General features: G+C 60.0%; 24 protein-coding genes. 15 read left to right on the top strand and 9 right to left on the bottom strand.

Annotation, left to right across the window (positions count from 1 at the left end; genetic code table 11):
• Window positions 1-194: 194 nt before the first annotated feature.
• The 4 genes from eutB to M3436_02390 all read right to left on the bottom strand — a co-directional run bounded on the left by eutB (window position 195) and on the right by M3436_02390 (window position 3,884).
• The gene (eutB, locus tag M3436_02405) at window positions 195-2,330 is read right to left on the bottom strand and encodes an ethanolamine ammonia-lyase subunit EutB (GenBank protein MDQ3563021.1); all 2,136 of its coding nucleotides are present in this window, start codon (window positions 2,328-2,330) and stop codon (window positions 195-197) included.
• A gap of 13 nt (window positions 2,331-2,343) precedes the next feature.
• Entirely contained in the window at window positions 2,344-2,703 is a 360-nt protein-coding gene (locus M3436_02400; protein MDQ3563020.1) for a cupin, read from the bottom strand.
• A gap of 115 nt (window positions 2,704-2,818) precedes the next feature.
• Window positions 2,819-3,094 carry an RNA-binding protein gene (locus M3436_02395; protein ID MDQ3563019.1) on the bottom strand — a complete coding sequence of 92 codons (276 nt, stop codon included), beginning with the start codon at window positions 3,092-3,094 and terminating at the stop codon, window positions 2,819-2,821.
• 328 nt (window positions 3,095-3,422) lie between these two features.
• Window positions 3,423-3,884, bottom strand: a complete 462-nt coding sequence (locus tag M3436_02390; protein ID MDQ3563018.1) for a hypothetical protein — start codon at window positions 3,882-3,884, stop codon at window positions 3,423-3,425.
• 455 nt (window positions 3,885-4,339) lie between these two features.
• Between M3436_02390 and M3436_02385 the strand changes: the two genes are divergently transcribed.
• Window positions 4,340-5,608, top strand: a complete 1,269-nt coding sequence (locus M3436_02385; GenBank protein ID MDQ3563017.1) for a 6-phosphofructokinase — start codon at window positions 4,340-4,342, stop codon at window positions 5,606-5,608.
• 32 nt (window positions 5,609-5,640) lie between these two features.
• Here M3436_02385 and M3436_02380 read toward each other — a convergent pair whose 3' ends face one another.
• Together M3436_02380 and M3436_02375 are read right to left on the bottom strand one after the other, a co-directional pair.
• Window positions 5,641-5,898 (bottom strand): hypothetical protein, encoded by a 258-nt coding sequence (locus M3436_02380; GenBank protein ID MDQ3563016.1) that lies wholly within the window; start codon window positions 5,896-5,898, stop codon window positions 5,641-5,643.
• Window positions 5,899-6,072: 174 nt separating this feature from the next.
• Window positions 6,073-6,906 carry a heme-binding protein gene (locus M3436_02375; GenBank protein ID MDQ3563015.1) on the bottom strand — a complete coding sequence of 278 codons (834 nt, stop codon included), beginning with the start codon at window positions 6,904-6,906 and terminating at the stop codon, window positions 6,073-6,075.
• A gap of 332 nt (window positions 6,907-7,238) precedes the next feature.
• Between M3436_02375 and gspE the strand changes: the two genes are divergently transcribed.
• The 12 genes from gspE (at window position 7,239) to glnA (ending at window position 19,638) form a co-directional block, all read left to right on the top strand.
• A complete protein-coding gene (gspE, locus tag M3436_02370; protein MDQ3563014.1) occupies window positions 7,239-8,963 on the top strand; it encodes a type II secretion system ATPase GspE in 1,725 nt (574 codons plus the stop codon).
• 2 nt (window positions 8,964-8,965) lie between these two features.
• Window positions 8,966-10,186: a type II secretion system F family protein gene (locus M3436_02365; GenBank protein ID MDQ3563013.1), complete on the top strand. Its 1,221-nt coding sequence runs from the start codon at window positions 8,966-8,968 to the stop codon at window positions 10,184-10,186.
• A 29-nt stretch (window positions 10,187-10,215) separates the two neighbouring features.
• Window positions 10,216-10,647, top strand: a complete 432-nt coding sequence (gspG, locus tag M3436_02360) for a type II secretion system major pseudopilin GspG (GenBank protein ID MDQ3563012.1) — start codon at window positions 10,216-10,218, stop codon at window positions 10,645-10,647.
• Window positions 10,648-10,650: 3 nt separating this feature from the next.
• Window positions 10,651-11,088, top strand: a complete 438-nt coding sequence (locus M3436_02355; GenBank protein ID MDQ3563011.1) for a GspH/FimT family pseudopilin — start codon at window positions 10,651-10,653, stop codon at window positions 11,086-11,088.
• The gene (locus M3436_02350) at window positions 11,075-11,482 is read left to right on the top strand and encodes a prepilin-type N-terminal cleavage/methylation domain-containing protein (protein MDQ3563010.1); all 408 of its coding nucleotides are present in this window, start codon (window positions 11,075-11,077) and stop codon (window positions 11,480-11,482) included. The genes M3436_02355 and M3436_02350 overlap by 14 nt, the downstream gene beginning before the upstream one ends.
• Entirely contained in the window at window positions 11,479-12,192 is a 714-nt protein-coding gene (locus M3436_02345; GenBank protein ID MDQ3563009.1) for a prepilin-type N-terminal cleavage/methylation domain-containing protein, read from the top strand. Before M3436_02350 ends, M3436_02345 begins: the two co-directional genes overlap by 4 nt.
• Before the next feature lie 339 nt (window positions 12,193-12,531).
• The gene (locus M3436_02340; protein MDQ3563008.1) at window positions 12,532-13,440 is read left to right on the top strand and encodes a general secretion pathway protein GspK; all 909 of its coding nucleotides are present in this window, start codon (window positions 12,532-12,534) and stop codon (window positions 13,438-13,440) included.
• A gap of 18 nt (window positions 13,441-13,458) precedes the next feature.
• On the top strand, window positions 13,459-14,565 hold the full coding sequence (locus M3436_02335) for a PilN domain-containing protein (protein ID MDQ3563007.1): 1,107 nt from the start codon (window positions 13,459-13,461) through the stop codon (window positions 14,563-14,565).
• Window positions 14,565-15,161, top strand: coding sequence for a type II secretion system protein GspM (gene gspM, locus M3436_02330; protein ID MDQ3563006.1), 597 nt, complete (start codon window positions 14,565-14,567; stop codon window positions 15,159-15,161). The genes M3436_02335 and gspM overlap by 1 nt, the downstream gene beginning before the upstream one ends.
• Window positions 15,158-15,793, top strand: a complete 636-nt coding sequence (locus M3436_02325) for a hypothetical protein (protein ID MDQ3563005.1) — start codon at window positions 15,158-15,160, stop codon at window positions 15,791-15,793. Before gspM ends, M3436_02325 begins: the two co-directional genes overlap by 4 nt.
• A 221-nt stretch (window positions 15,794-16,014) precedes the next feature.
• Window positions 16,015-18,087, top strand: coding sequence for a type II secretion system secretin GspD (gene gspD, locus M3436_02320; protein ID MDQ3563004.1), 2,073 nt, complete (start codon window positions 16,015-16,017; stop codon window positions 18,085-18,087).
• Between the two features lie 138 nt (window positions 18,088-18,225).
• Window positions 18,226-19,638 (top strand): type I glutamate--ammonia ligase, encoded by a 1,413-nt coding sequence (gene glnA / locus M3436_02315; protein ID MDQ3563003.1) that lies wholly within the window; start codon window positions 18,226-18,228, stop codon window positions 19,636-19,638.
• Between the two features lie 69 nt (window positions 19,639-19,707).
• On the opposite strand, the gene asnS is transcribed toward glnA, so the two are convergent.
• Genes asnS through apbC form a run of 3 tightly spaced genes read right to left on the bottom strand, consistent with a single transcriptional unit; the run spans window position 19,708 to window position 22,785 of the window.
• The gene (gene asnS, locus M3436_02310) at window positions 19,708-21,090 is read right to left on the bottom strand and encodes an asparagine--tRNA ligase (protein MDQ3563002.1); all 1,383 of its coding nucleotides are present in this window, start codon (window positions 21,088-21,090) and stop codon (window positions 19,708-19,710) included.
• Between the two features lie 34 nt (window positions 21,091-21,124).
• Complete coding sequence (gene dcd / locus M3436_02305; GenBank protein ID MDQ3563001.1) at window positions 21,125-21,691, bottom strand: dCTP deaminase; 567 nt, start codon at window positions 21,689-21,691, stop codon at window positions 21,125-21,127.
• A gap of 2 nt (window positions 21,692-21,693) precedes the next feature.
• Entirely contained in the window at window positions 21,694-22,785 is a 1,092-nt protein-coding gene (apbC, locus tag M3436_02300) for an iron-sulfur cluster carrier protein ApbC (protein MDQ3563000.1), read from the bottom strand.
• Window positions 22,786-22,920: 135 nt separating this feature from the next.
• Here apbC and metG point away from each other — a divergent pair, with 135 nt between their 5' ends.
• On the top strand, window positions 22,921-24,948 hold the full coding sequence (gene metG, locus M3436_02295; GenBank protein MDQ3562999.1) for a methionine--tRNA ligase: 2,028 nt from the start codon (window positions 22,921-22,923) through the stop codon (window positions 24,946-24,948).
• 195 nt (window positions 24,949-25,143) lie between these two features.
• Window positions 25,144-25,434: a ribbon-helix-helix protein, CopG family gene (locus M3436_02290; GenBank protein ID MDQ3562998.1), complete on the top strand. Its 291-nt coding sequence runs from the start codon at window positions 25,144-25,146 to the stop codon at window positions 25,432-25,434.
• Window positions 25,435-25,780: the final 346 nt, after the last annotated feature.

Here is a 25,780-nt window from a genome sequence, read left to right as displayed (position 1 = left end):
GGGTAAAGCAAGCGTGCGGAAATCAATATACTTCGCGGGCGGGGTATGAACCCCGCCCTTGACCAAAGGGGAGAGCTGCGCTTCTCCCCTTTGGAAACCCCATCGCTAACGTACCCGCGACAAGACCGCGGGGTATGCGTTTAATAAGAGCGCGGGACTCTACTGCAGTCCACTAGAGGGACTATGCAGGCAAATCATGCGGCTCCTGGTTCTTTGCCGAGGGCGATTCCGGAGCGGCGCTCCTCCAGCATGCGCTTGACGTAGTGGGCGGATTCTGCCGCGGCGCGCTCCGGGCGCCTGCCGCGGGCGTGGATACCGCAAACTGCGGTAGTGCAGGAATGATCGAGCCCCGGATCCCACCGCGAGCGGCCGGCCGCATCGCGGCCATAGGTCAAGTAGACGGAAAGTGTATCGAGGCCGGTCCCGGGACGCTCCCCGATAAAATGCACGATCACGTCCGCATCGATCAGGGCTCCGATATGGTATCCGGCCCGCACCCGCCCATCGGTCACGACGATATCGATTGCGCCTAAGCGGCAATCGGCGAGAGCGTGCCTAAAGGCAGGCAGGACGGCGCGCAGGTTTTCGTTGACCGCGTTGGCATTGAGCCCATCGGAAATCACGACTTGCACCTGCGGCTTGCGGTAAGGATACAACGAGCGCACGGCCGCGGTATCCACGGCCCGGATACGTTCGCCGGCGCCCGGGTGGGCGATGTAGTCGTCGCGGTTTTCGGCCGCGGACCGCACCCGGAGACGGCGCGGGCACACATCGCCGATCACGGCATCCGCCAAGCGCGCGTAGAGCGCGTTGCGGGCGTGTGTGTAGATCTCATCCAGCCGTGTCTGAACCTCGGGCGGCGCGGCATACGCTCCGGCATAGCCGTATCCGAGATCGAAGCCCTTTTGTTGCATTGCCGCAATCCGCTTGCGGCCTTCCTCGCACAGCAATTCCCTCTCCCGGGTGTCACCGCCGACCTGGCGGTAGGACGCATAGAGATCGACCGTAGCCTCGGCCGGCGGCCGGACCTCACCGGCCTCCGACATGACACCGAGATCGGTCAACCGATGCCGCATCTTGGTCGTGATGCGGCGGCCGCATAACTCTCTCAAGCGCGGGTGTTCGCGAAAGGACGTGGTCATATAACCCAGCATCGGATCCGCATTCCCTGCCACCGCCATCAGATAGGCGGGGGCGGCCTCGGCGACGATGGACTGAGTCAGACTGTGCAATTGCGCCGGGTCGACGCCCATGTGAAAGGTCGAGCACACATCCAGGCCCATCGTCAACCCGTGGAGCTTCGCCATGACCGTGTCTTCGAGGCAGGTCCGGCGGAGCTGGTCCGGGCCTCGAAATACCTCGGGCCCGATGAATCCGGCCACGTCGTTCACGATCATCCATGCCGGTCGATCCGGAAAACGCTTGCGTAACGCCTGCCCAATGACCCGGGCGACGCCGTAGGTGCGGGCTTCCAAGGTCACCATGTCGATGCCTTCGGCGGCGCCATTGGTAACCTCCGATCCCTGACCCGTCTCGAAATACAGGCCATCGAACCCGAAGGCGAGATCGGCGATCCCATCGACATCCAACCCGACCATGCCGAGCAAGGCCTTGGACGTACCCGCAAGGCTCTGAAACCCCACGTCCACGCGCGTCCGCCGGCGCGCCTCGGTCTGCTTCACGATATCGGAGAGCACGCAGTAGCGCGTCGGCAGCTCCAGCCGGTCCACCACGCTTTGCAGCAGGCGTTCCAAGCGCACGATGGTCTCGACATCATCACTCGCCGGGTTCAATCCTATGATCACATCACCGCAACCGTAGCACAGTCCTTCGAGGATGGAGAACAAGATCTCTTCGTCGTCATCGCCCGGGCTGTTGGGCTGGATGCGGGCGCCGAAATGCTCCGGCGCCCCGACCGCGACGCCCTCTGCGGGCCCCGTACCTGGCAGAGGATTAAACAATCGTTTGGCGATATGAGAAAGCTCGGCATTGCCCATCAGCTTGACGACTGCCGCGATCATCTCGCTGCTCAAGCGCGCGCCGTACTCCCGGGCCCAGCGCGGCCCCGCGGGCGCCAATAAGCTGTCCTTAACCTGATTGAGCGTGAGATGTGCGATGTCGCCGGGAACGGGCTTCAAGGTCCGCGACAGCGATTCGCTGACGGCATCCTCGACCAGCACGGTCGCGGCCAGGGTCCGCAGCTTGACGGCGCCGAGTGCCCGGCGAGCTTCCGAGCGCACGGCGTTATCACGGGTTCCGCCGACCGGAAGATCCCCTTCCTTGAACTCATTCGCGAGCACGAAGAGTTTTTGCAGCGTTTGGCCATCCACGTGCGGGGCCGAATCACTCCCGATCTCGGTGCACGCTGCCGGGGGAAAAAGCCGGAACGCATACCGCCATGTATTCGGCCCCCCCGGGCGTGCTGTACTGGACCCACTCCCCGGCCGGAGCGATCACGGCCTGCCCGCCGTTGACCTCAATGATGCCGCTTTTTGTCGTAACGCGCAGGCTCCCCCGCAGCACCACGGTGTATTCATCAAATTCGGGTGTTTGGCCCGGCTCGACCCACCCCGAGGGGCTTACCATTCTGGCGATGCTGATACCGCCGGCGCCGGTGCTCACGCGGCCGACGAACTCTTCGATCCGCTTCGGCATACTGCCGGCGCTTTGAACGATGGCCGGAGCATCGATGCGCTTTACCACCCACTCCTCCGGCCCATGACGATTGGATGGCCAGAGAAGCGTGCGTTTAGCGGCACAAAACAACGCACCGCGCCGCAACGCCCGGATAAAGGCGCATCATTTACCCGGCGACCGATTAGAATCGCTTGGGTCTCCTGGGACGATCATCGGTTTTCGGTCTGGCCACATTGACCGTGATATTTCTTCCACTGAGCATCGACCCATTGAGCTCTTTAATGGCTTTCTCAGCTTCCGCTTGGATGGGCATCTCGACGAATGCGAAGCCCTTGGACTGACTGCTGAATTTGTCCGTGATGATCTTAGCTGACTCGACTTGGCCGAATGCGGCAAACGCGTTACGCAGTTCATCGTCCGTGACCCGATACGACAAGTTACCGACATAAATATTCATAATCTATTCATCCCCGAAAATGCGCTATTGACCTAGGAACGCCAGAGCTCAACTAATAGCACAAAATTTGAGCACTGACTCTCAATGCACTGATGAGTACCGTGTGGTTGGCACTCGGTACATCCAAAACTGTCGGCGTGTCTAACGGGTCCACGAAATATGCAGCGAAGTTCGCTGAACGGGCGAGGTCGTTTGAAGTGTCAGAAAGCCGTAGTCACTAAGCAGGCATCGTCGATTCAAGGGGCATACCTTTCGCTTCGCTCGATAGCCACCTTGGGAACGTAGTATAGCGCTTTTTTTTACCGTGGTAGATAGGGATCACAACGCATCAAGGAAGCTCTTGGGTTCTACGCAGTTCCTTGGCGATCATACGCGCGAGATGCTTGTTCCGCGCATCGCGTAATGCAAGCTCCGCGCCCGTCCTGATCATGGCCATGGTCAGGCTGCCGGCCAGTAATAGCAGCAGCATCGCGATCCCCCAAGCGAGAAAATACGAAAGCCTCAAGGCGTCCGGCGCGCGCGACTCCTTCGCGGGCGCCTCGTCCGAGGCCGCCGTGTACGAGGCCAGCACCCGATCCAGATGCGATCCGGATTCAACCGCTGTCGCCAGGACCTCGATGCGGTGAGGCATGCGGTAAAGATTCCAGGCTTCGATGACCACCTTAAGTCCTATCCACAGACCCGCAATCACTAGCACGACACCCAACAGCCGCACAAAGATGTCGATGTATTGAGTTGTCGCCGAGGCGAATTGTGACTCCTCGGGCAACTCCTGCGGAGTGTATGGCATCGGGCGTTTAGAGGGTCGGACTGGCCAGATTTTATCGGCTTCTATTCGCACGGGAATGCTGCGCTAGTGTAGTGTCTCGTAAATAACTGGTCGCGTTTGCCCCGTCATTCCGGGCGAAGGTGCGAAGCGCCGGAGACCCGGAATCCACAAAAGACGTTGGATTCCCGCTTTCGCGGGAATGACGAAGGGGGTATCGACAGAGTGGTGACTGTCTATTTCAGAGACAATACACTAGTACGTTATTCACCATTCGGTCTAACCGCCAGTATCGAGAAGAAGATCGTCGCAAGCCGGCATCATCGATCAAGATCTCAGCGCCGTCAATTGGACATTCGGGGCGTCCCCGCAAGCCGGTTCGCTCCACTGACCCATAAATTCCGCGGAAGAGTCGGAAATACTTTTCCCGGGCGAGTACGTCGCGGTAGTATCACGCTATTTCCAAGGCCAGAAAGACTATGACAGCTAAAAACGCCTTTTACGCACAATCCGGTGGGGTCACCGCCGTCATCAACGCCAGCGCCTGTGGGCTCATCCAAACCGCACGCCGACATCCCGAGCGCATCGCCAAAGTCTACGCCGGACGCAATGGAATCATCGGCGCTCTGACCGAGGACCTCATCGATACCTCCAAGGAGTCGGATGAGGCCATCGCCGCGCTCCGCCACACCCCCGCCGGCGCGTTTGGCTCCTGCCGCTATAAGCTTAAGGGTTTGGAGAAGAACCGCGCGGAATACGAGCGGCTCATCGAGATCTGCAAGGCCCACGGCATCGGTTATTTTTTCTATAACGGCGGCGGGGATTCACAAGACACCTCAAACAAGATCGCACAAATGGCGGCTGCGGCCGGCTATCCCCTCGCCTGCATCGGCATCCCCAAAACCGTCGATAACGATCTGCCGGTCACCGATGCCTGCCCGGGCTTCGGATCGGTGGCCAAATACGTAGCGGTCTCGGTGCGCGAGGCGGCATTCGATGTTGCTTCGATGGCCAAGACCTCGACCAAGGTGTTCATCCTGGAGGTCATGGGGCGGCACGCGGGCTGGATCGCGGCCGCGGGCGGATTGGCACAGGAGCGGCCGACCGATCCCCCGCATATCATCTTGTTCCCGGAGATCCCTTTCGATGAGGCGGGATTCTTGACGCGTGTCAAAAACGCCGTCGACACCGAGGGCTATTGCGTCATCGTGGTCTCCGAAGGACTGAAAAACGCGGCCGGGGAATTTCTATCCGAAGCCGGGACCCGTGATGCCTTCGGCCATGCGCAACTCGGCGGGGTCGCGCCGGTCATCGCGGGATTGGTAAAGACGGGCCTGGGGTACAAATACCACTGGGCGGTCGCGGATTATCTTCAACGCGCGGCGCGCCATATCGCCTCGAAAACCGATGTCGAACAAGCGTATGCCCTGGGGCGGGCCGCGGTCGAATTCGCGCTCGCCGGGAAGAACGCCGTCCTGCCGATCATCGTGCGCAAGTCCGATGATCCCTATGTGTGGGAGGTGGGGGAAGCCCGGCTCGAAGAGGTCGCCAACGTCGAGAAGAAGATGCCGCGCGAGTATATCAGCGCGGATGGGTGGGGGATCACCGACGACTGCCGCCGCTATCTCAGCCCGCTCATCCAGGGCGAGGATTATCCCCCGTATGAAAACGGGCTGCCGCGCTATGTGCGGTTAAGGAACGAGCCCGTGGCGAAGCGGCTAGCAACAGATTTTCGGTTGGCGAAATAGCCACGGTAGCCTGGATGTAGCGGAGTGAAAGCCTACCTTACCACCTCAATCTCGTTTCGGGAATTTTCGTTCCGGCGCCGGTCTTCCTCGGCCTTTCCTTGCAACTGCCGCATGAGTAACTCTCGTGCCCTTTGCATTTGTTCGTTTCCTGCCCGCTCGTCTGCCGCCAGCTTTTCGCGTTCGGCTTCCTTAGCTTGCTGCTCGTGATAGGAGCGCCATGAATCCATCACGAGTTGCGATGCCAGCGCACCGAGGAACACACCGAGGGCGATTTGGATTACTAATTTCACTTCCCGTTAATACCTTTGCATCTCTCGGTTTCCTATTTTCTATGCGGCCGACGATATCCCGGCCGAGCAGGGATTCCGAATGAAAAAAGCCACTGCTTATTTTATAAGCAGTGGCTTAGCTGAAACCGGCGGAGCTACAGCGCCGCCTTATTTAACCGCATTGTACGCCGGCTTTTAGGGAACGGTTGGCAACGTAGCGCTGATGGCCGCTTCGCCGAGGCCGCAGTCGGTGTGTCCGAAAGCACTTGGGCTAACAATAAGGCCCTGCGATGCCGCCCCCATGTCGTAGATAATGTTGTCCGGGCGAGTGGCGTCAGGCGAAACCCCTCCGGGTACGAAATCTAGCCCTAATTCGTGACGCACGCGCCAACCAAAGTTGTGGTCCTTGCACGACGTATCGCCGCTGACACCTAGTCCACCTACGATCTCGCCGGCAGAATTGTAAAGCGCAAAACCGCCCCCAAAGACGATGTGTCCGCCTATCCGGTTCCCGACCATCGGGTCATTGGCTTGGCCGAAATTCTTGGCCGGACCTTTATAAGCGCCTTTGGGGGGGTCGACATTTGTCAGATTGGCAAACTGCACCCCCCACAAGCTGCCGCCGGGTTGGCTGGAAGCATAGAGATTGCCCGTTGAAAGCGCTAATCCCGGGAGGCTTAGGGAGTTCGCGGTATACGCTTTTGCCGCCGAAATCACGCGGCTGGCCGGCCATTGTTCATCCCGATCCGCACCGGTGAACGCAACCGCGCAGACGATACTGTCACGATTCACCACGGTCCCCCACATGTGAAGACGGAAGCCGCCATTATCTAATGGATCGCCGGCCGGCGCGGTGGCACCGGAGGCCGCGAGAGCAGCGAGTAATTCGGCGTGAGTCGGCAATCCCTGGCACGGATTGTTCCTACCTTTCTTGGCGTACGCGGCGCCCGAGGCCAGGCTCAAAGCGATGGCGCTGGCGACGGTGAGCATGGTTAAACGATTGAAAACTTGCATCGCTGATTCCTCCATGTGTTATCAGTTAACGAAAATAAACAACATTATTCCAGCTTGCTCGGCCCATGATCCCCGGCTGGCACCCTGCTGCACGGTGTGCTAGTTTTTTGCCGCGTCCCCAAGGCCGAAGCGCGGCGAGTTTAAGCGAAAGCAAGTTTTTATAGCAAGAACCGGCGGCTTTTTTGTGAAATATTGCACATTCTTTGCGTTCTTTCGCCGCACCCTAGCTCACCCGATGCAAGCATAGTTACAATAGAGCAACGACACGGAGCGTCACGGGCAAATTCGGTGAATCGTTATCCGTCGGCAAATTGTCCCCTCTACATGAAGCCCCGCGCGGCGTAGCCATGAGCTCATTAGCGACGATTACAGAACCTCCACGCACAAGCGCCGAACGCCTGGGCAGCCACTTGATTGCCGCAGGCAGGCTCTCGCGAGACGGTTTCGAGAGCGCCTTGCGCCTGGCGCAAACCAATGCCGAACATCTAGGGACGGTGCTGGTCAAACTGGGCCAGGTTTCGGAGCGGGACCTCGCGGACGCCCTCGCGGCGCTGCTCGAACTTCCGCTTCTCGCCGCGGACGACTATCCGGTCACGCCGCTCTATGAAGAACAGGTCTCGGCGAAGTTTCTGAAAACCGCCCGGGCGATCCCCGTCTTCGAGCATGATGGCGCCTTGGTCGTGGCGATGACCATGCCCGAGGATACCTATGTCATCGAGGCGCTCACGCTCGCCTGTGGGCGGCCCGTTCGGCCGGCCATCGGCGTGACTTCGGAGATCCTCGCCGCGATCGAACGGCTGTACGGAACCGGTAAAACGGTTCTCGACCAGATCGTCGATGACATCGAGACGCGAACCGAGGTGAGCGAGCAGGAAGATATCGAGCGGCTCAAGGATCTGGCCAGCGAAGCCCCGATCGTGCGCTTGGTGAACCACCTCATCAATCGCGCCATCGACTCGCGCGCCTCCGACATCCACATCGAGCCGTTCGAGAACCGGCTCAAGGTGCGCTACCGCATCGACGGCGTGCTGCACGAGGTCGAATCCCCGCCCGCCCGCTCCACCGCCGCCGTGATCTCGCGCGTGAAGATCATGGCCAAGCTAAACATCGCCGAACGCCGCCTGCCCCAGGACGGCCGCATTCAATTGCGCGTACAAGGCAAGGAGATTGATCTTCGCATATCGACGGTCCCGACACTGCACGGGGAAAGCGTGGTTATGCGGGTATTGGACAAACAGGCCATCAGCTTCGAATTCCAGCCGCTCGGTTTTAGCAACGAGGTGCTCAAGGCGTTTCTCGAGATTCTGGATCTTCCCCACGGGGTCTTGTTGGTGACCGGGCCCACGGGAAGCGGCAAGACGAGCACGCTGTACGCGGCGCTCAAGCGGCTCAATACCGCCGAGCGTAAGCTTTTCACCGTCGAGGATCCGGTGGAATACCAGCTCGAGGGCATCAATCAGATCCAGGTAAAACCGCAGATCGGCCTTAATTTCGCCAACGCCCTGCGATCCATCGTGCGCCAGGACCCCGACGTCATCATGATCGGGGAAATCCGCGATCTCGAAACCGCGCAGATCGCGGTCCAGTCGGCGCTTACCGGCCATCTGGTGCTCTCCACCCTCCATACCAACGATGCGGGCAGCAGCGTCACGCGTTTGCTGGACATGGGCGTGGAAGACTATTTACTGACTTCGACGGTCAACGGCGTCCTGGCGCAGCGTTTGGTTCGGACGCTGTGCATGCAATGCCGGCGTCCCTATGAGGCGCTGCCCGAGATCGTAGAGGAACTGAAACTGCGCGACTATGTGCAAGAAAAGAACGTCGTGCTTTATGAGCCCGTCGGCTGTCCTCAATGCGCGGGGACGGGGTTCCGAGGGCGCACCGCGATCCTCGAGTTTCTTGCCATGACGGACCCGATCCGGCGGCTGGTACTCAAGCGCGCCGATGCCGGGGAAATCCAAGCCGCGGCGATCGAAGCCCGCATGCGCACCATGTTCCAAGACGGCGTTGATAAAGCGCTCCACGGGATCACGGCTATCGAAGAGGTGTTGCGCGTGACCAGCGTCTCCTGAGCATGGCGCTTTATCGCTACAAGGCCGCCAACCCCGAGGGCGAGGTCCTCGAAGGCGAGTTGGAAGCACGCGATCAGGCCGCGGCCATCGAGCGCCTGCAATCCCTCGGTTACATCCCGATCCGGGCCGAGGAAACTCTAGCCGGGGGCGCCAGGCGCTCGGGCTGGATCACGCTGCGGCGCTCAAAGCGCTTATCGCAAGCCCAGTTAGTGGCCCTGACCCAAGAGCTCGCCACCTTGCTGCGCGCGCGGCTGCCGCTCGACCGCGCCCTGGAGGTGCTCATTGATCTCTCCGGCCAAGGAACCGCAGGCCAATTGCTGACACGCATCCGCGAGGGCGTCCACGGCGGCGCCACGCTCTCGGCCGCCATGGAAGCCCAAAGCGGCGTCTTCTCGCGGCTATATCTCAACATGTTGCGCGCGGGCGAAGCCGGCGGCGCCCTCGAGCTGGTGCTGACGCGTCTTTCCGAGTACCTCGAGCGCGCGCGGGAGTTGCAGGAGAGTGTCACCTCCGCGCTCATCTATCCGGCCATACTTCTCGGCGTGGCCGGGCTCTCGGTGCTGGTGCTCCTGGTGTATGTAGTGCCGCAATTCGAGCAGTTATTTTCGGACGCGGGCGCGGCTTTGCCGTTCGCCACCCAAGTGGTCATCTCGATGGGGAATTTTCTGCGTGATTACTGGTGGCTGCTCATTCTGGCCGCCGTGTTGATTGGACTCTATTTCCGCAAGCAACTCGCGCAACCCGCGACGCGTTACCGCTGGGACCAGCGTTTCCTCAAGCTACCCATGGCCGGAGAGCTGATCACGAAGATCGAGGTGGCGCGCTTCAGCCGCATGCTCGGCACCCTGCTCACGAACGGCGTGCCCTTGTTGAGCGGGCTATCGATCGTGAAAGAGACCCTGGGGAACCAGGTCTTGGCGGAGGGCGTGGGCATCGTCGCCGAGCGCCTGAAACACGGCCATGGGCTTGCCGAACCCTTGACAGAGATCGCTTATTTTCCTCGCCTTGCCGTACACATGGTCCGCGTGGGGGAAGAGACCGGACAGCTCGAAGAGATGCTCATGCAAGTGGCCGAGGTCTATGATCGCGAGGTGCGGGCCACCGTCAAGCGCATGCTGGCGCTCTTGGAACCGGTACTGATCCTGGGCCTCGGTCTCGTGATCGCGGCCATCATCATGTCGATCCTGGTCGCGATCTTAAGCGTAAACGAGCTTGCGTTTTAAACTTACGTCAACCAGAGGGACTTAGCGAAATGAAACGAACTAAGGAACGCCGTTCACCGCGGGGTTTCACTCTCATCGAGTTGCTGGTGGTGCTGGTGATCCTAGGGCTGCTCGCGAGCCTCGTGGGACCCCAGGTCATGAAATATCTGAGCGGGGCGAAAAGCGACACAGCGCGGCTGCAATTAGAGGATCTCGCCGCCACTTTGGACATGTACCGGCTGGAGATCGGCCGCTACCCCACGAGCGACGAGGGACTCGATGCGTTGGTCGAGGCACCGGCCGGGACCGAGCGCTGGAACGGACCGTATTTGAAGAAGAAGCAAGTGCCCAAGGATCCTTGGGGCTTCGACTATCAGTACCGGTTTCCGGGTGAGCACGGCGATTTCGACCTGTACACCCTTGGCGCGGACAACGCCGAGGGCGGTGAGGGCGAGAACCGGGACATCGCCAATTGGAATTAGCACGTGCCCTCTCCGGCAGGATTCACCCTCGTCGAGCTATTGGTGGTCTTGGTCATCGGCGGCCTCATGCTGGCGCTGGTCCCGCCCATGTTCTCGAAAGGCGCGACGGGCGTGGAGCTGCGATCCGCCGCGCGCGAACTGGCCGCGGCGCTACGTTACGCCCGTAGCCGGGCGATTAACCGCCACGTCGAATCCACCGTGACGGTAAACGTCGCCGATAAGCGCTATGTGATCAGCGGACGCAAAGGTACCCGGACGCTACCGCAAGGGGCGGACATCAAGCTCGACACCGCCCGCTCGCAGACGCGTTCCGTAACCACCGGGGCGTTTCGATTCTACCCGGACGGCAGCTCGACGGGCGGCCAGATCACCCTCGCGAGCGGGCCTTTACGCTATGTCGTCGATATCAGTTGGTTGACCGGCCGCGTTGCGATTCACTGATCACAGCCGGCGCGCGCGCGGCTTTTCCTTACTCGAGGTTTTGGTCGCGTTCTCGATCTTGGCCATCGCCTTAGGCGTGCTGCTGCAAATCTTCGCTACCGCCCTGCGTAGCAGCAAGCTCGGCGCCGACTATACGGAGGCGGTCTTGTGGGCCGAATCGTTGCTGGCGGACGTGGATCTGGAGACGGCGCCGTCCGGCGAGGAGTCGGGAGAGACCGGTGGCCGCTATCAGTGGACACGCCGCATCGAACCCTATTTTCCCGCCCATCTCGACCCGGAAAAGCTGCCGCTCGACGCCTACCGAGTCACGGTCAGCGTGCTCTGGCAAGAAGCCGCGAAAAGGCGCGCGGTCAGTCTAATAAGCTTGAGGCTTCGGCCGCGGCCGCGCCGATGACGACGCAGCAGCGCGCGGGCGGCGGATTCACGCTCGTCGAACTCTTGCTCGCACTTACACTCACCGGCCTCATCATGGTGGCGCTCTACAGCGGATTGCGGATCGGGACCCGCGCCTCCGATGCCGCCGAGACGCGGGCAGCCCTGACCGAGGATCAGCGGGCGGTCGCCGGTTTCATCTCCCGCCAGATAACCCGCGTCTATCCCCTCGTCTGGCTCGACCAAGCCGAACAGCAGATTGTATTTCGCGGCGGATCTCGATCCCTGACTTTTACCGCTAACTCGCCTGTCCGGGGTGAGCCGGGCGGGCTTTATATCGGCGCGATCGAGCTCGTTAGCGGCGGCCGGCTCGTATTCGCCTATTGGCGCGCGGAACCCGATCTCGACGACCCGTTGGTGGCCCCCGAGCACGCCCGACGGACCGTGATACTCAACCACGTTAAGGACGCCCTGTTCTCATACTACGGGAAATCCCGCCGCGTCACCGGATGGCACGACACCTGGAACGATGACCAACGCCTTCCGGCGCGGATGCGGCTCATTATCAACACCACAAGGCATGGCGACTGGCCCGTGCTCGTGATCCCGATCCATGCGGAACCGGACACCGGTGAGCCACAACTGCTCATGCAAACCCCCGAATCCGCAGACGAATCGGACCCGAACCTGGATTCTGATGAGTTCGGCGATGACGATCCCGGTGATTTCTAGTATTGCTAGTGTGGTGTCTCTGAAATACCTATACAGTCACCAATATGTCGATACCGCCTTCGTCATTCCCGCGAAAGCGGGAATCCAGCGTCTTTTGTGGATTCCGGGTCTCCGGCGCTTCGCACCTTCGCCCGGAATGACGGCGCAAACGCGGCCCGTTATTTACGAGACACTACACAGTAGAGCGTTTCGCGAATTCATTTAGGGGCATTTCTAAAAATAATCGTCATTCCGGCGAAAGCTGGAATCCAGGCCCTACGCTGGTTTCCTGGATACCAGCTTCCGCTGGCATGACGTCAAACTGAAACCCACTAATAGCGTTCCGGACGTTTACGCACTATGAAAGCTATACAGGCGCCGGCGATGGAGCAGGGATTCGCGCTCCTGATCGTCCTCTGGGTCGTGGCCTTACTGAGCATCGTAGCCGCCAGTTTGGCCTTCAGCATGCGAACCGAGACCACGCTGGCTCACGATCTCGTGGCACAGGCACAGGCCCGCGCGCTCGCCGAGGCGGGCGTGTATCGGGGCATCCTTGAACTGTACAATCGCGATCGCTTGCGCCGCTGGCGCGGCGATGGCAGCCCTCACCGGGTACGCCTCGCCGGTGTGCCAATCACGGTGTCACTGCAGGACGAAGCAGGCAAGATCGACCTCAATAGCGCTCAACGCGGCTTGCTCGACGCCTTGTTCCGGGTATCGGGTATCGAAGACGACCGGCGTGATGCGCTGCTCGACGCAATAGAAGACTGGCGCGACCCGGATAGCTTGCGGCGCTTGAACGGCGCCGAAGATCAAGAATACGAAGCGGCCGGCAGGACCCACGGGGCCAAGGACGCCGCGTTCAACACGGTCGAGGAGTTGCAACAGGTGCTCGGTGTGACGCCGCGCTTGTTCAAGCGTCTGCGGCCCGCGCTTACCGTGCACTCCCATTCGGCCGGGATAGACGATCGGGTGGCCCCGCCCGCGGTCCTGCGGGCATTGCTGCTATCCGGTGAAGACGCCGAGCGTGATCTTGAGGAAGCCCTTGCCCGGCGCGACGATGCCGCGGAACCGGGCCAGAACGCGCGCGATACGCTCAAGCCGATCACCGACGCTCGCTTTGTTGTGCCAAGTAATGGTGTAATCTATACCGTGCGGGCCGAGGCCAGGTTACCGCCCCAGACGCGCGCGTCCATAGCTGCAACTATAAAGCTAGTTCACCGCTCCGGAAAACCGTATACCGTGCTCGCGTGGCAGGAAGGCGATTGAGAGTTAGAGAAAAAAGCAGTGTCTAGCGACTCGAGGCTAAACATCGATTGGGTGCGGGCACAGGCACACGCATTCTTCGATTGGTGGTCGAGTGAGCTTTGGATGCTGTTGCCGGACTCGATACGGCGGCTGGCGAGCATAGAGCCGGAACGCTGGGTCATTCAGTGGCTCGACACCGAGATCGAGGTTGGCCGGGAGGACGGCGTGCAGGATCCCGCCGCGCCCCGCTTTCGCTTTTCCACCACCGCCCCCTCGGAGGCTGCGTTGGCGGCATTGCGGCATCTCGGGAGCGATCGGACGCCCGCAATCGAAGTGATACTTGAACTACCGCCGCAGCGCGTCTTGCGCCGGGAGGTACACCTACCGCTGGCCGCCGAGGAAAACCTCAGGGAGGTCCTCGGTTACGCCATGGACCAGGAGACGCCGTTTAAAGCCGGCCAGGTTTACTACGACTTTCGTCTCCTCGAACGAGTTACCGCAGCAAAGCGTCTGCGGGTCGAGCTGGTCGCCATCCCTCGCGCCTCATTGGATGAGATCCTCGGCAAACTCGCGCCGTTCGGCCTGCATCCCGACCGGGTACGGACGCCGGAAGCGAGAGACAACGGCAATGAGATCAATTTACTGCCGCTCGACCGGCGGCGGGTGAAAACGCCTGTCTGGCAGGGCCTGAATCTCGCCCTCGCGGCCGCCGCTGCCGGTCTACTGGCCGGCGCCGTGACCGTACCCTTGATACAGAAGCAGCGGTCCATTACCGTGATCGAGAGCCGAATCGCCGAAGTTAAGACCAAGGCCCGAGCCGTGGACGATCTGCATCGGCAGCTCGAAGTCTTGGCCAGCGACTCCCGCTTTCTCATCGAGAAAAAGAAAACAACGCCAGTCACGATCGGGGTTCTGGACGAGCTTACGCGCGTGCTGCCCGACGACACCTGGCTGTACCAGTTTGAGATCAACGGAACGGAAATGACGATGCAAGGTGAATCTTCCACCTCCTCAGCGGTCATTGGCCTCGTAGAGGCATCGCCGTTATTCAAGAATGCCTCGTTTCGGTCGCCCGTGACCCAAAACCGCTTAACCGGCGCCGAGCGTTTCAATCTCGCCGCCGAAGTGGAGACCGACTCATCGTGATGGAGCGCCTCACCGCGGGTCAACGCCAAGGGGCGGCCGTCGGCCTACTCTTACTACTGCTCGCCGCGTTGTACATGGTCTTGATTCAACCGCTGGTTTCGACCTATCGAGATTACGGGGAGCGAATCGCGGATCTCCAGAATCGACTGGCCGGTTACGAGCGCGTCGCGAGCCGTAGCACCGACTTACAGCAACAGTCTGTGCGGCTCAAGGAGCAACTATCCAAGCAACAACGCGGGTATTTGCAGGGCAAAACGCGCGCACTCGCGGCCGCGGAGATGCAGCAGCATGTTAAGAAGGTCGTTGAAGCAAACGCCGGACGGCTCAACAGCATTCAGATCATGCCCGACACGACGGAGAACGGGGACAAAACCGACGTCAAGCAACCCGTATCGATCAAGGTCCAAATGTTGGGTTCCACCGAGACGGTACAACGCGTGTTTCACACCTTGGAGGCAGGACAGCCGCGCATGTTTGTCGATCAAGTGTATCTGCGCGGCCGGAGCGCTTACCAGTTCCGGCCGGGTAAACCACCGAATGACGAGATGGATATTCGCTTTAGTCTCTCCGGCTTTATGGCGCTTGAGAAGTCGTGAAAGCGCTAGGGTCCATGAGTGCCGTCACCCTGACGCTGGGCGCGCTGTGTACGCTACTGGGTCTCGTGCTCGCCTATGAGTTTGCCGTCCCCTCGGAACCAGTGCAGGTCGACGCGGCATCTGCGGACCTGCCTTGGAAGGCGCCCGCCGTCGAAAGCGACTTTACCTTACCGCCGTTGAGTCAATTCCAGGAAATCATCACCCGCCCCCTATTCTTGAAGACCCGCCGTCCGGCACCGAGCGCGAATACCGGCGCCGCGACGCAGTCCACTGCGGATACCCCTTTGAGCAAGTATGCCGTCTCGGGCGTCGTGATCACGCCCGAGCAACGCTTCGCCTTGATTCGCGGAATTAACGACAACATGCTTCAGCGCGTCGCGGACGGCCAGGCGTTTCATGGTTGGACCGTGAAAGCGATCGAGCATGATGGTGTGGTTTTCACACGGGAGCGGGAACAAGAACGTCTACCGCTGCTCCGCAAGACCCCGGAGAAGTTCAAGGTGGCTGCCCAGCGCGCCGCGCTCCTGGCCCGCAGACAACCCGCCGTCCCCGCGCCACGGAAGCCCGCCGCGCCACGCCAAGCTAGGGATCCCGAATCCGGCGATCCGCCCGAAAAAGGCCCTGACGATTAACGAACCTTTTTTAGAAGTGATGTTATATTTATAAAATAACACCATGACTATGAAGATTTTTGTATTAAGTTCAGTTATAGTAGCGGGATAATTGTCCGCTGGCCGGCACAGGCTCCTCACCACACCTTCGCGCGACTTGCTAAGCTGTAATGGCCTTCAGCTCTCTATGGGTTCGATGGATCTTAGTAGTCGCCGGCCTTAGCGTTGGTGGCGCCTGTGCCGTGTCGCGTCCCCACAAGGCGGAACCGAGCGTTTCCATCGCCGGCGCGCCGTCGCCCCCGGTGATCCAGCCCGCGCCTCCGCCCATCAGCGAGTTCATCTCGCTGGAAGACCCCGACGGCAAGAAACCCCTTAAGACCAAAGTCGAGATGTATCCCGGGAGCGGTACTTTCGTGAAACCGCAAGGCGGATACAAAGGTCCACCGCCGAGTGACGATACGGGAGAATACACGCTCAACTTCGAAAACACCGATTTGCAGGAGGTGGTTAAGGCGGTCCTGGGCGATCTCCTCAAGGAGAACTATTTCATCGACCCGAAGGTGGCCGGGACGACCACGATCCAGACGACTCGGCCGCTCAAGCGGCACGAGTTGTTGCCGACGCTGGAAAACCTGCTGCGCTTGAACGGCGCTTCGTTGCTGCGAACCGAAGGCATGTACAAGATCCTCCCCTCCGCGCAAGCCGCCCGCGGTTCCCCGCCATCGTCGGTGAGCCGGCTCGCGGCCGCGCGTGGTTATACGATTCGCGTCGTGCCGCTGCGTTACATCTCCGCCCGCGAGCTCCACAAGTTAATCGAGCCCTTCTTGCCTCAAGACGCGCCCCAAATCGTAGACGCGCAACGCAACCTTTTGATCCTGACCGGGAGCGAGCAGGAAATCCAAGCCGCCGTGGAACTCGTGGAGCTGTTCGACGTGGATTGGCTCAGCGGGATGTCGATGGCGCTGTTCAAGCTTCAGCACGCCGATGTCAAGTCGCTGCACGGCGAGCTGGAAAAGATCTTCGGGGATAAAGACAGTCCCTTGACCGGTGTTGTCCGGATGGTGCCGGTGGAGCGCCTCAACGCGCTGCTCGTCGTCTCCTCGCGTCCAGATTATCTCGACCAGGCGCGGAACTGGGTCGAGCGCTTGGATCAGATCGGCGAATCGGTCAGCCCGCGTCTCTATGTTTATCGCGTACAGAACGGCAAGGCGGCTGATCTTGCCGCCGTGCTCGGCGGGATCTACGGCGCCGAGGCGAAACCCTCCGCACCGGGCGCGCCACCGCCGGAATTCGCTCCCGGCGAAACCCAAACCACGCTCGAAAGCGAGGCCGAGGAAGCCGGTCTCTCGACCCGTCGTTCGAAGGCCAAAGGGCAGGAACGCGGCGGAGTGTCGGTGGTCGCGACCGAAACTTTGCGCATCATCGCCGATGAGACCAACAACGCACTTCTGATCATGGCCAAGCCGCAGGACTACAAGATGATCGATGCCGCGCTGAAACGCCTGGATGTCATTCCGCTGCAGGTCCACATTGAGGCGAGCGTGGTTGAGGTCACGCTGACCGACAACCTTCGATATGGTATCCAGTGGTTCTTTAACAACAAAGTGAACGACGAGCGACGCGGTCGAGCGACCTTGGATTTAGGCGATGCGGCGGATTTAGCAGCGTTGGGGGGGGTTCCTAATTTTTCATATGCGATTTTCGATTCAAATAATGACGTCAGAGTGGTGCTCAACGCCCTCGCGGAAGAGACCAAGCTGAACGTGTTGTCCTCCCCTTCCTTAATGGTCTTGGATAATCAAACCGCAACTATCAAAGTTGTAAACCAAATCCCCGTGGTGACCACGCAACAACAATCCACCCTCGTGGACACCTCGAACCTTCTTAGCCAGGTCGAGTTCAAAGACGCCGGTGTTATCCTCGAGGTGACGCCGCGGGTTAACCTCGGCGGACGCATCACGCTCGATCTCACTCAAGACGTGACCGATGTCGGCGATCCCGTACAGCCTTCGGGCAACCGTTCGTTCTTCCAGCGCAACATTCAAAGCGCGGTGACCGTCCAGAGCGGCGAGACCCTCGTACTCGGCGGCTTGATCAGCGAGAACAAAAGCAGTGGCAACAGCGGTATCCCGTTCCTCAAGGACCTACCGGTGCTCGGGGCTCTCTTCGGCGGGACGGAGGATAACCTCAGGCGCACGGAGCTTATCGTCCTGCTGACCCCGAGGGCCGTTCGCGACCAGGCCGAGGCACGCGCGGTGACCGACGAGTTCCGGCACCGGCTGCGCGAGCTCGAGACGACGGGTCCGGGAGGATAACGGATAATCGGCCGATAGCGAGCGGCGGTTGGCACGCGCTATACTTTTCCGCGCGAGGGGATGCCCGGGGCATCCTCCTAATAATAATCGGGGGCACTCAGCAGAGCGATCCCAACCAAAAAACGAGGAGAACCATCCATGACACCGAAAGAAATCATCGATCTCATCAAGGCCAAGAACATCGAAATCCTGGACCTCAAATTCCAGGATTTCCCCGGCACCTGGCAGCATTTTTCGATACCAGTGAGCCAGGCCGCGCCGGAAATCTTCGACGAAGGACTGGGTTTTGACGGATCCAGCATCCGTGGCTGGCAAGCGATCCATGCCAGCGACATGATGGTGGTGCCGGACCCGGTCACGGCCGTCATCGACCCCTTTACCGAATGCCCGACACTCTCGTTGATCTGCAATATCGTCGATCCGGTCACCCGCGAGCAATATTCACGCGATCCCCGCTACGTCGCGGCCAAGGCCGAAAATTACCTGAAGAGCTCCGGCATTGGCGATATCGCGTACTTCGGGCCGGAAGCGGAGTTCTTCATCTTCGATGGCATTCGCTTCGACCAAAATGCCCACGAGGGTTATTACCACGTCGAGTCCGCGGAAGGGGTGTGGGACTCGGGGAGCGACAACGGCCCGAACCTGGGCCACAAACCGCGCCACAAGGAAGGCTACTTCCCCGTACCCCCGACCGACTCGCAGCAAGACATTCGCACCGAGATGATCCTGGAGATGGAGAAGGCCGGGATCGTGGTCGAAAAGCACCATCACGAAGTGGCCACTGCGGGGCAAGCGGAGATCGATCTGCTTTACGACTCACTCACCCGCATGGCCGACAAGATGATGATGTACAAGTACATCGTCAAAAACGTCGCCTTGCGACACGGCAAGACCGTCACCTTCATGCCGAAACCGCTGTTCGGGGATAACGGATCGGGCATGCACACCCACCAGAGTATCTGGAAAGGGGGTCAGCCGCTCTTTGCCGGCGACAAATATGCCGGGGTGAGCGATCTCTGCCTGTGGTACATCGGAGGCATCTTGAAGCATGCCCCGGCGCTTTGCGCTTTCGTGGCCCCGACCACCAACTCCTACAAGCGCCTCGTGCCCGGCTTCGAGGCTCCCGTTAATTTGGCCTATTCCTCGCGCAACCGCTCGGCGTCGATCCGCATCCCGGTATATTCCCCGAGCCCCAAGGCCAAGCGCATCGAAGTCCGCTTTCCCGATCCCTCCTGCAACCCCTATCTGGCCTTCGCGGCGATGCTAATGGCGGGTCTCGATGGAATCATGAACAAGATCAACCCGGGCGATCCGCTCGACAAGAATCTCTACGACTTGCCCCCCGAGGAGCTGGCCAAGGTCCCGAGCTGTCCCGCTTCGCTCGAAGCCGCGCTCGACGCGCTAGAGAAAGACCACGACTTTTTATTCCGGGGAGATGTCTTTACCGCCGATGTCATCGAGACCTGGCTCGACTACAAGCGCGCCAAGGAATGTGATCCCATCCGGCTGCGTCCGCACCCCTATGAGTTCGCACTTTACTACGACGCGTAAGCGTTCCGAAGGCGGAGCACCGCCCTCCCCGCGCGCTCGTAGCTCAGGGAGCTGTAATTAAAAGCCTGGTCAAAACTCGAGGTGCTTGGGCGTGCGCGGGAACGGGATCACGTCGCGGATGTTGGTCACCCCGGTCACGAGCATCAGGAACCGCTCGAAGCCGAGTCCGAAACCGCTGTGAGGTGCGCTGCCGAAGCGGCGCGAGTCCAGATACCACCAATAGTGTCCCTCGTCGAATCCCATCGCGTTGATGCGCGACCGGAGCACATCGTAGCGCTCTTCGCGCTGGCTGCCGCCGATGATTTCTCCGATCCTCGGCACCAGGACATCCATCGCGGCGGCCGTACGTCCATCGTCGTTGAGCCGCATGTAGAACGCCTTAATGTCCTTGGGATAGTTATAGACGATGACCGGTTTCTTAAAATGACGCTCGGTGAGGTAACGCTCGTGCTCGGTTTGCAGATCGGAGCCCCATGCCGGCTCGAACTCGAAGGATTCGCTCGAGCGCCGCAGAAGCTCGATGGCATCGTCGTAAGGCAAGCGTTCAAAGGCGCTCCCGGCGATATTCTCAAGTGTCGCCATTAAGGCCGGATCGACGAAACGCGCGAAGAGCCGCAGATCCTCGCGGCAGCGATCCAGCGCGTCGGTGACGAGATAGCGGATGAACTCCTCCGCGAGGTCCATGTCCGCGTCGAGATCATAAAACGCCATTTCCGGTTCGATCATCCAAAATTCGGCCATGTGACGGGCGGTGTTGGAATTCTCGGCGCGGAAGGTCGGACCAAAGGTGTAGATCTCACCGAGCCCGAGCGCGAACATCTCCCCCGAGAGCTGGCCGGAGACCGTCAGCTTCGCTTCTTTTCCGAAGAAATCCTCGCTGAAATCGACCTGCCCGTCTCGCTTCGGAACGTTTCTCAAGTCCAGCGTGGTGACGCCGAACATTGCTCCGGCCCCTTCGCAGTCCGAGGCGGTCAGGATCGGGGTATGGATATAGCAGAAACCGCGGTCTTGGAAAAATTGGTGAATAGCATGCGCAAGCCGCGAGCGCATGCGGAACAGGGCGCCGTATTTATTGGTGCGCGGCCGCAGGTGGGCGATGGTGCGCAAGAATTCGTCGGAATGCCGCTTCTTCTGCAGCGGGTAATCCGCGGGACAGGTCCCGATGACCGTGATCCTATCGGCTTGGATCTCCCACTGCTGCCCGCTCCCCGGAGAGGCAACCAGCTTGCCTTCGACCGCAATCGCCGCGCCGGTGCCGAGATCCTTTGCTTCAGAATAGTTGCCGATTCCGGCGTCCACGATGACCTGGATGTTTCTGAGACACGACCCATCGTTGATCTCGAAAAAGGAAAAATCCTTGGAATCCCGGCGGGTCCTGACCCACCCCTTGACGAGCACCCGCTCGCGCGGGGCGTCGCCATCGAGGAGTGTCACGATTTTGTCTCGTTTCAGCGCAACGGTCTCTTTCACGGATCCCTAACTTCTTTCAGGTCTTAGGCAAGGTAACGCCGCGCTGCCCCTGGTACTTTCCTCGGCGGTCTCGATAAGAGGTCTCGCAGGGATCATCCGATTCGATAAAGATCACCTGCGCGACGCCCTCATTTGCATAGATCTTCGCGGGCAAGGGCGTGGTGTTCGAAAACTCCAAGGTCACATGCCCTTCCCATTCGGGCTCCAAGGGGGTGACGTTGACGATGATTCCGCAGCGGGCATAGGTCGACTTCCCGAGACAGATGGTGAGCACATTGCGCGGGATACGGAAGTACTCGACGGTGCGCGCGAGCGCGAAGGAGTTCGGCGGGATGATGCATACGCTCGCCGCCACATCAACGAAGCTCTGCGGATCGAAATTCTTGGGATCGACGATGGTGGTATTGATGTTGGTGAAGATCTTAAACTCGTTGGCGCAGCGGATATCATAGCCGTAGCTCGAGGTGCCGTAGGAAATGAGCCTGCCGTCACCGTTGGCGCGAACCTGGCCGGGCTCGAACGGTTCGATCATGCCATGCTCTGCGGCCATGCGCCGGATCCAGCGATCCGATTTTATGGACATCCTTACGTATTCTGGATCACGATCTTCGGGAAGCGCGCCGAGTAGTCCTTGGCTCGCAGCGAGAGCTTCGCCGCTATCTTGCGCGCGAGGTCGTGGAAGATCCGCGCCGCCCGCGAGCCGGGGTCCATGGCCACCGTCGGCCGGCCATTGTCCACCCCCTCGCGGATCCCGATCTCGAGCGGCAAGGATCCGAGGAGATCCACGTGGTACTGCGCGGCCATGGAAGCGCCGCCGCCTTGGCCGAAGATGGGCTCCTCGTGCCCGCACTGGCTACAGACGTGCGTACTCATGTTTTCGACGATGCCGAGCACCGGCACCTCGACCTTCTCGAACATTTTGAGCGCTTTGCGCGCATCAAGCAGCGCGATGTCTTGCGGCGTGGTGACGATCACCGCGCCGCTGACCGGGATTTTCTGGCACAAGGTCAATTGAATGTCGCCCGTGCCGGGCGGGAGATCCACGACCAAGTAATCGACGTTGCGCCACTTCGTACCGGTGAGCAACTGCTCCAGGGCCGAGGTCACCATCGGGCCGCGCCAGATCATCGGCGTCTCTTCGTCGATGAGATTGCCGATCGAGATGGCTTGGACGTGATAGCTAACCAAAGGCTCAAAGGATTTACCGTCGATGGTCTCGGGTTTCCCGCGGCAGCCCAACATCCGGGGCTGGCTCGGACCGTAGATATCGGCATCGAGGATCGCGGCCTGCGCGCCTTGGGACTGAAAGGCGAGCGCCACGTTAACCGCAACGGTTGATTTACCCACCCCACCCTTGCCCGAAGCGACGGCGATGATATTCTTGACCTCGGGTAAGGGAGAGACGCCCTTTTGCACCGAATGCGAAATGATCTTCTGAGTGACCCCGACACTTGCCTCGCGAACGCCCTCGACATTGCCGAGTACTTCCTTGAGCGCACCCTTCAAGGATTCGCTCCAGTCTTTGATCGGATAACCGAGTTCGACCGCGACGCGCACGCAATCGCCGTCGATGCGTATATCTTTGACTGCCTTGGCGCTGACGAGATCACATCCGAGATAAGGGTCTTGATAGCGCCTCAGCGCGGCTTCGATGTGCTCTTTCGTGACGGTTGTCATCATAGATTTCGGCCAGGATTTCGGCCAGGCGGACGAACGGCTATTTTACACTATATCCTAAGGTTGCAAGACGCAATGACACGGCATTGGCTTGATGTTAACTTAAGAAATCCCTATTGAAGGAGTATTACCGCCGTGAACGGACCGAGAGACATCCTGGTCACCAGCGCCCTCCCCTACGCCAACGGTCCCATTCACCTCGGGCACCTGGTCGAATACATTCAAACCGACATCTGGGCGCGGTTCCAGCGGATGCGCGGCCACCGCTGCTACTACGTGTGCGCCGACGACACCCACGGCACGCCCATCATGCTGCGCGCCGAGGCCGAGCAGGTCGCCCCCGAGCAACTCATCGCGCGGATGCAGGGGGAACACCTGCGCGATTTTACGGAGTTTCACATCGCATTCGACAATTACTATTCAACCAACTCGCAAGAGAACCGCGCGTTGGCCGAGGGCATCTACCTGAAGCTAAAAGCCCGGGGGCTGATCGAAGCGCGCACCATCGAGCAGCTCTACGATCCGGTCAAGAACATGTTCCTGCCGGATCGGTTTATCAAGGGTGAATGCCCGCGCTGTCATGCCCGGGACCAGTACGGAGACGCCTGTGAGATCTGCGGCGCCACCTATCAACCGACCGAGCTTATCAATCCCTATTCCGCCCTCTCCGGCGCGGCTCCGATCCGCAAGCAATCAGATCATTATTTCTTTCGCTTGAGCCAGTGCGAGGACTTTCTCAGGGAATGGACGCGCGCCGGTCACTTGCAGCCCGAAGCCGCCAACAAACTCAATGAATGGTTCACCGCCGGTCTTAAAAATTGGGATATCTCGCGCGATGCCCCGTATTTCGGTTTCGAGATCCCGGAGGCGCCGGGGAAATATTTCTATGTCTGGCTGGATGCACCGATTGGTTACATGGCGAGTTTCAAGGATCTCTGCGAGCGCGCGGGACTCGACTTCGAGGCGTACTGGGGAGCGGCGTCGAAGGCCGAGCTCTATCACTTCATCGGGAAAGACATTCTCTACTTTCATGCCTTGTTCTGGCCCGCATTGTTGCATTATTCGGGCTACCGCACGCCCTCCCGCATCTTCGCGCATGGCTTCCTCACCGTGAACGGAGAGAAGATGTCCAAGTCGCGCGGGACCTTTATCACTGCCCGCAGCTACCTCGATCACATCAAAAACCCCGAGTACCTGCGCTACTACTATGCCGTTAAGCTCAACGGCACGATGGAGGACATCGACCTCAATCTCGCGGACTTCGCCTCCCGCGTAAATGCGGATCTGATTGGAAAATACATCAACATCGCGAGCCGGGCGGCCGGATTTATCACCCGGCGCTTCGACGGCGAATTGGCTGCTGCGGTTCACTGTCCGGAGGACGCCCGCGCGCTGATCCAAAACTCCTTGGACACGGCCGGCCCGATTGCCGAAAATTACGAAGGCCGTAATTACGGGGCGGTCCTGCGCGAAGTCATGCGCGTCGCGGACACCGTCAACCAATACTTCGACCGGCACCAACCTTGGATACTAGAAAAAAATCCCGTTCGTAAGGAAGAATTGCAACTGGTCTGCTCAAAGAGCTTGCATGCGTTTTATGTCCTTTCGGTCTACCTCGCGCCCATCCTCCCCAATCTCACGGAAAGGGTCGCGCGGGATCTTTTTGGACTCGACCGGAGTTTTAACTGGCGTGATCTGGACACCCTGCCAGCACGTATTCGCCCTTACCGGCACTTGATCACGCGCATCGACCCCAAAACCATCGAGGCCCTAGTCGCCGCGAATCGTGAGAGCTTGAAACCGAGCACGGTTGCTCCTTCGGCCACGCTTGCTAGCGAAACAATTACCGTCGAAGACTTCGGCAAGATAGATCTGCGCATCGCCCGCATCGTCAATGCCGAGCCCGTCGAGGGCGCCGATAAACTCGTTAAACTCTCTGTCGATCTCGGCGGCGCGCAACGCACGGTATTCGCCGGTATCAAGTCGGCCTACGCCCCCGAGCAGTTGATCGGCCGGCTCACCGTGGTCGTCGCCAATCTCGCGCCGCGCAAGATGCGTTTCGGGGTTTCCGAGGGCATGGTGCTCGCCGCCGGCGCGGGCGGAAAGGACATCTTTCTGCTCGCCCCCGATGAGGGTGCGCAACCGGGCATGCGGGTGAAATAGCCCGCCGGTCAACATCAGTGACACCTCAGCGGCTCACGGTGATGCGCCATCGGCGGCAGCCGCGTCATTGCCTATCCTAAAGGCGTTGGCTGGAATGCGACTGTCCCGTCGGCCGGTACGTTCTATTTTCTTCCCGTTGACCGAGGGATCAGGCGGTATTACTATGTTAATACCTTCGTTAATGGAGCACCAGTGATGTCCATCACGAGCCTCAAGCTGTCTGATGAGTTAAAGGAACGCATCGCTGCCCTCGTGGAGGGAAGCGGCCAGTCCGCGCATGCATTTATGGTAGAAGCCATCGCAAGAGAGACTGAACGCGCGGAGTTGCGTCGCCAATTCCTTGAGGATGCTCGCAAGGCTGAGGGCGACGTGCTACGTGCCGGCAAAGTGTATGATGCCGAGGAGGTCTTTGACTATCTTGAAGCTAAGGCGAAGGATGGAGGCGCCAAGCGCCCGCGTGCCAAGACATGGCAGCGGTCCAGCTGAGTCCGCGCGCAGTAACGGATCTCGAGCGGATATTTGAATTCATTGCCGAACGCGACCCCACTGCGGCCCTCGCGACGATAAAAGGCGTTCGCGAAGCAGTCCAGCTCCTGGCACGCCACCCCCTGATCGGCCGCCTCGTTGACACTCACTGCCGTGAGCTGGTTATCTCGAAGGGGCGTACCGGTTACGTTGCATTATATCGTTGGTTCGAGGCGACCGAGAGTCTATTCCAATGCAAGATGAGTCTGAAGGGAGGGCTTATTTCTAATACAAGATGAGTCTGAAGTAAGGCGGCGACTGTTCATGATGGGAGGATGAAGACCATCATGAACGACGGACAATTAGA

Source organism: Pseudomonadota bacterium, assembly GCA_030859565.1.
Taxonomy (GTDB): domain Bacteria; phylum Pseudomonadota; class Gammaproteobacteria; order JACCXJ01; family JACCXJ01; genus USCg-Taylor.
Note: the sequence above shows the minus strand (reverse complement) of the source record. Positions and strands in the feature narration are given on the sequence as shown.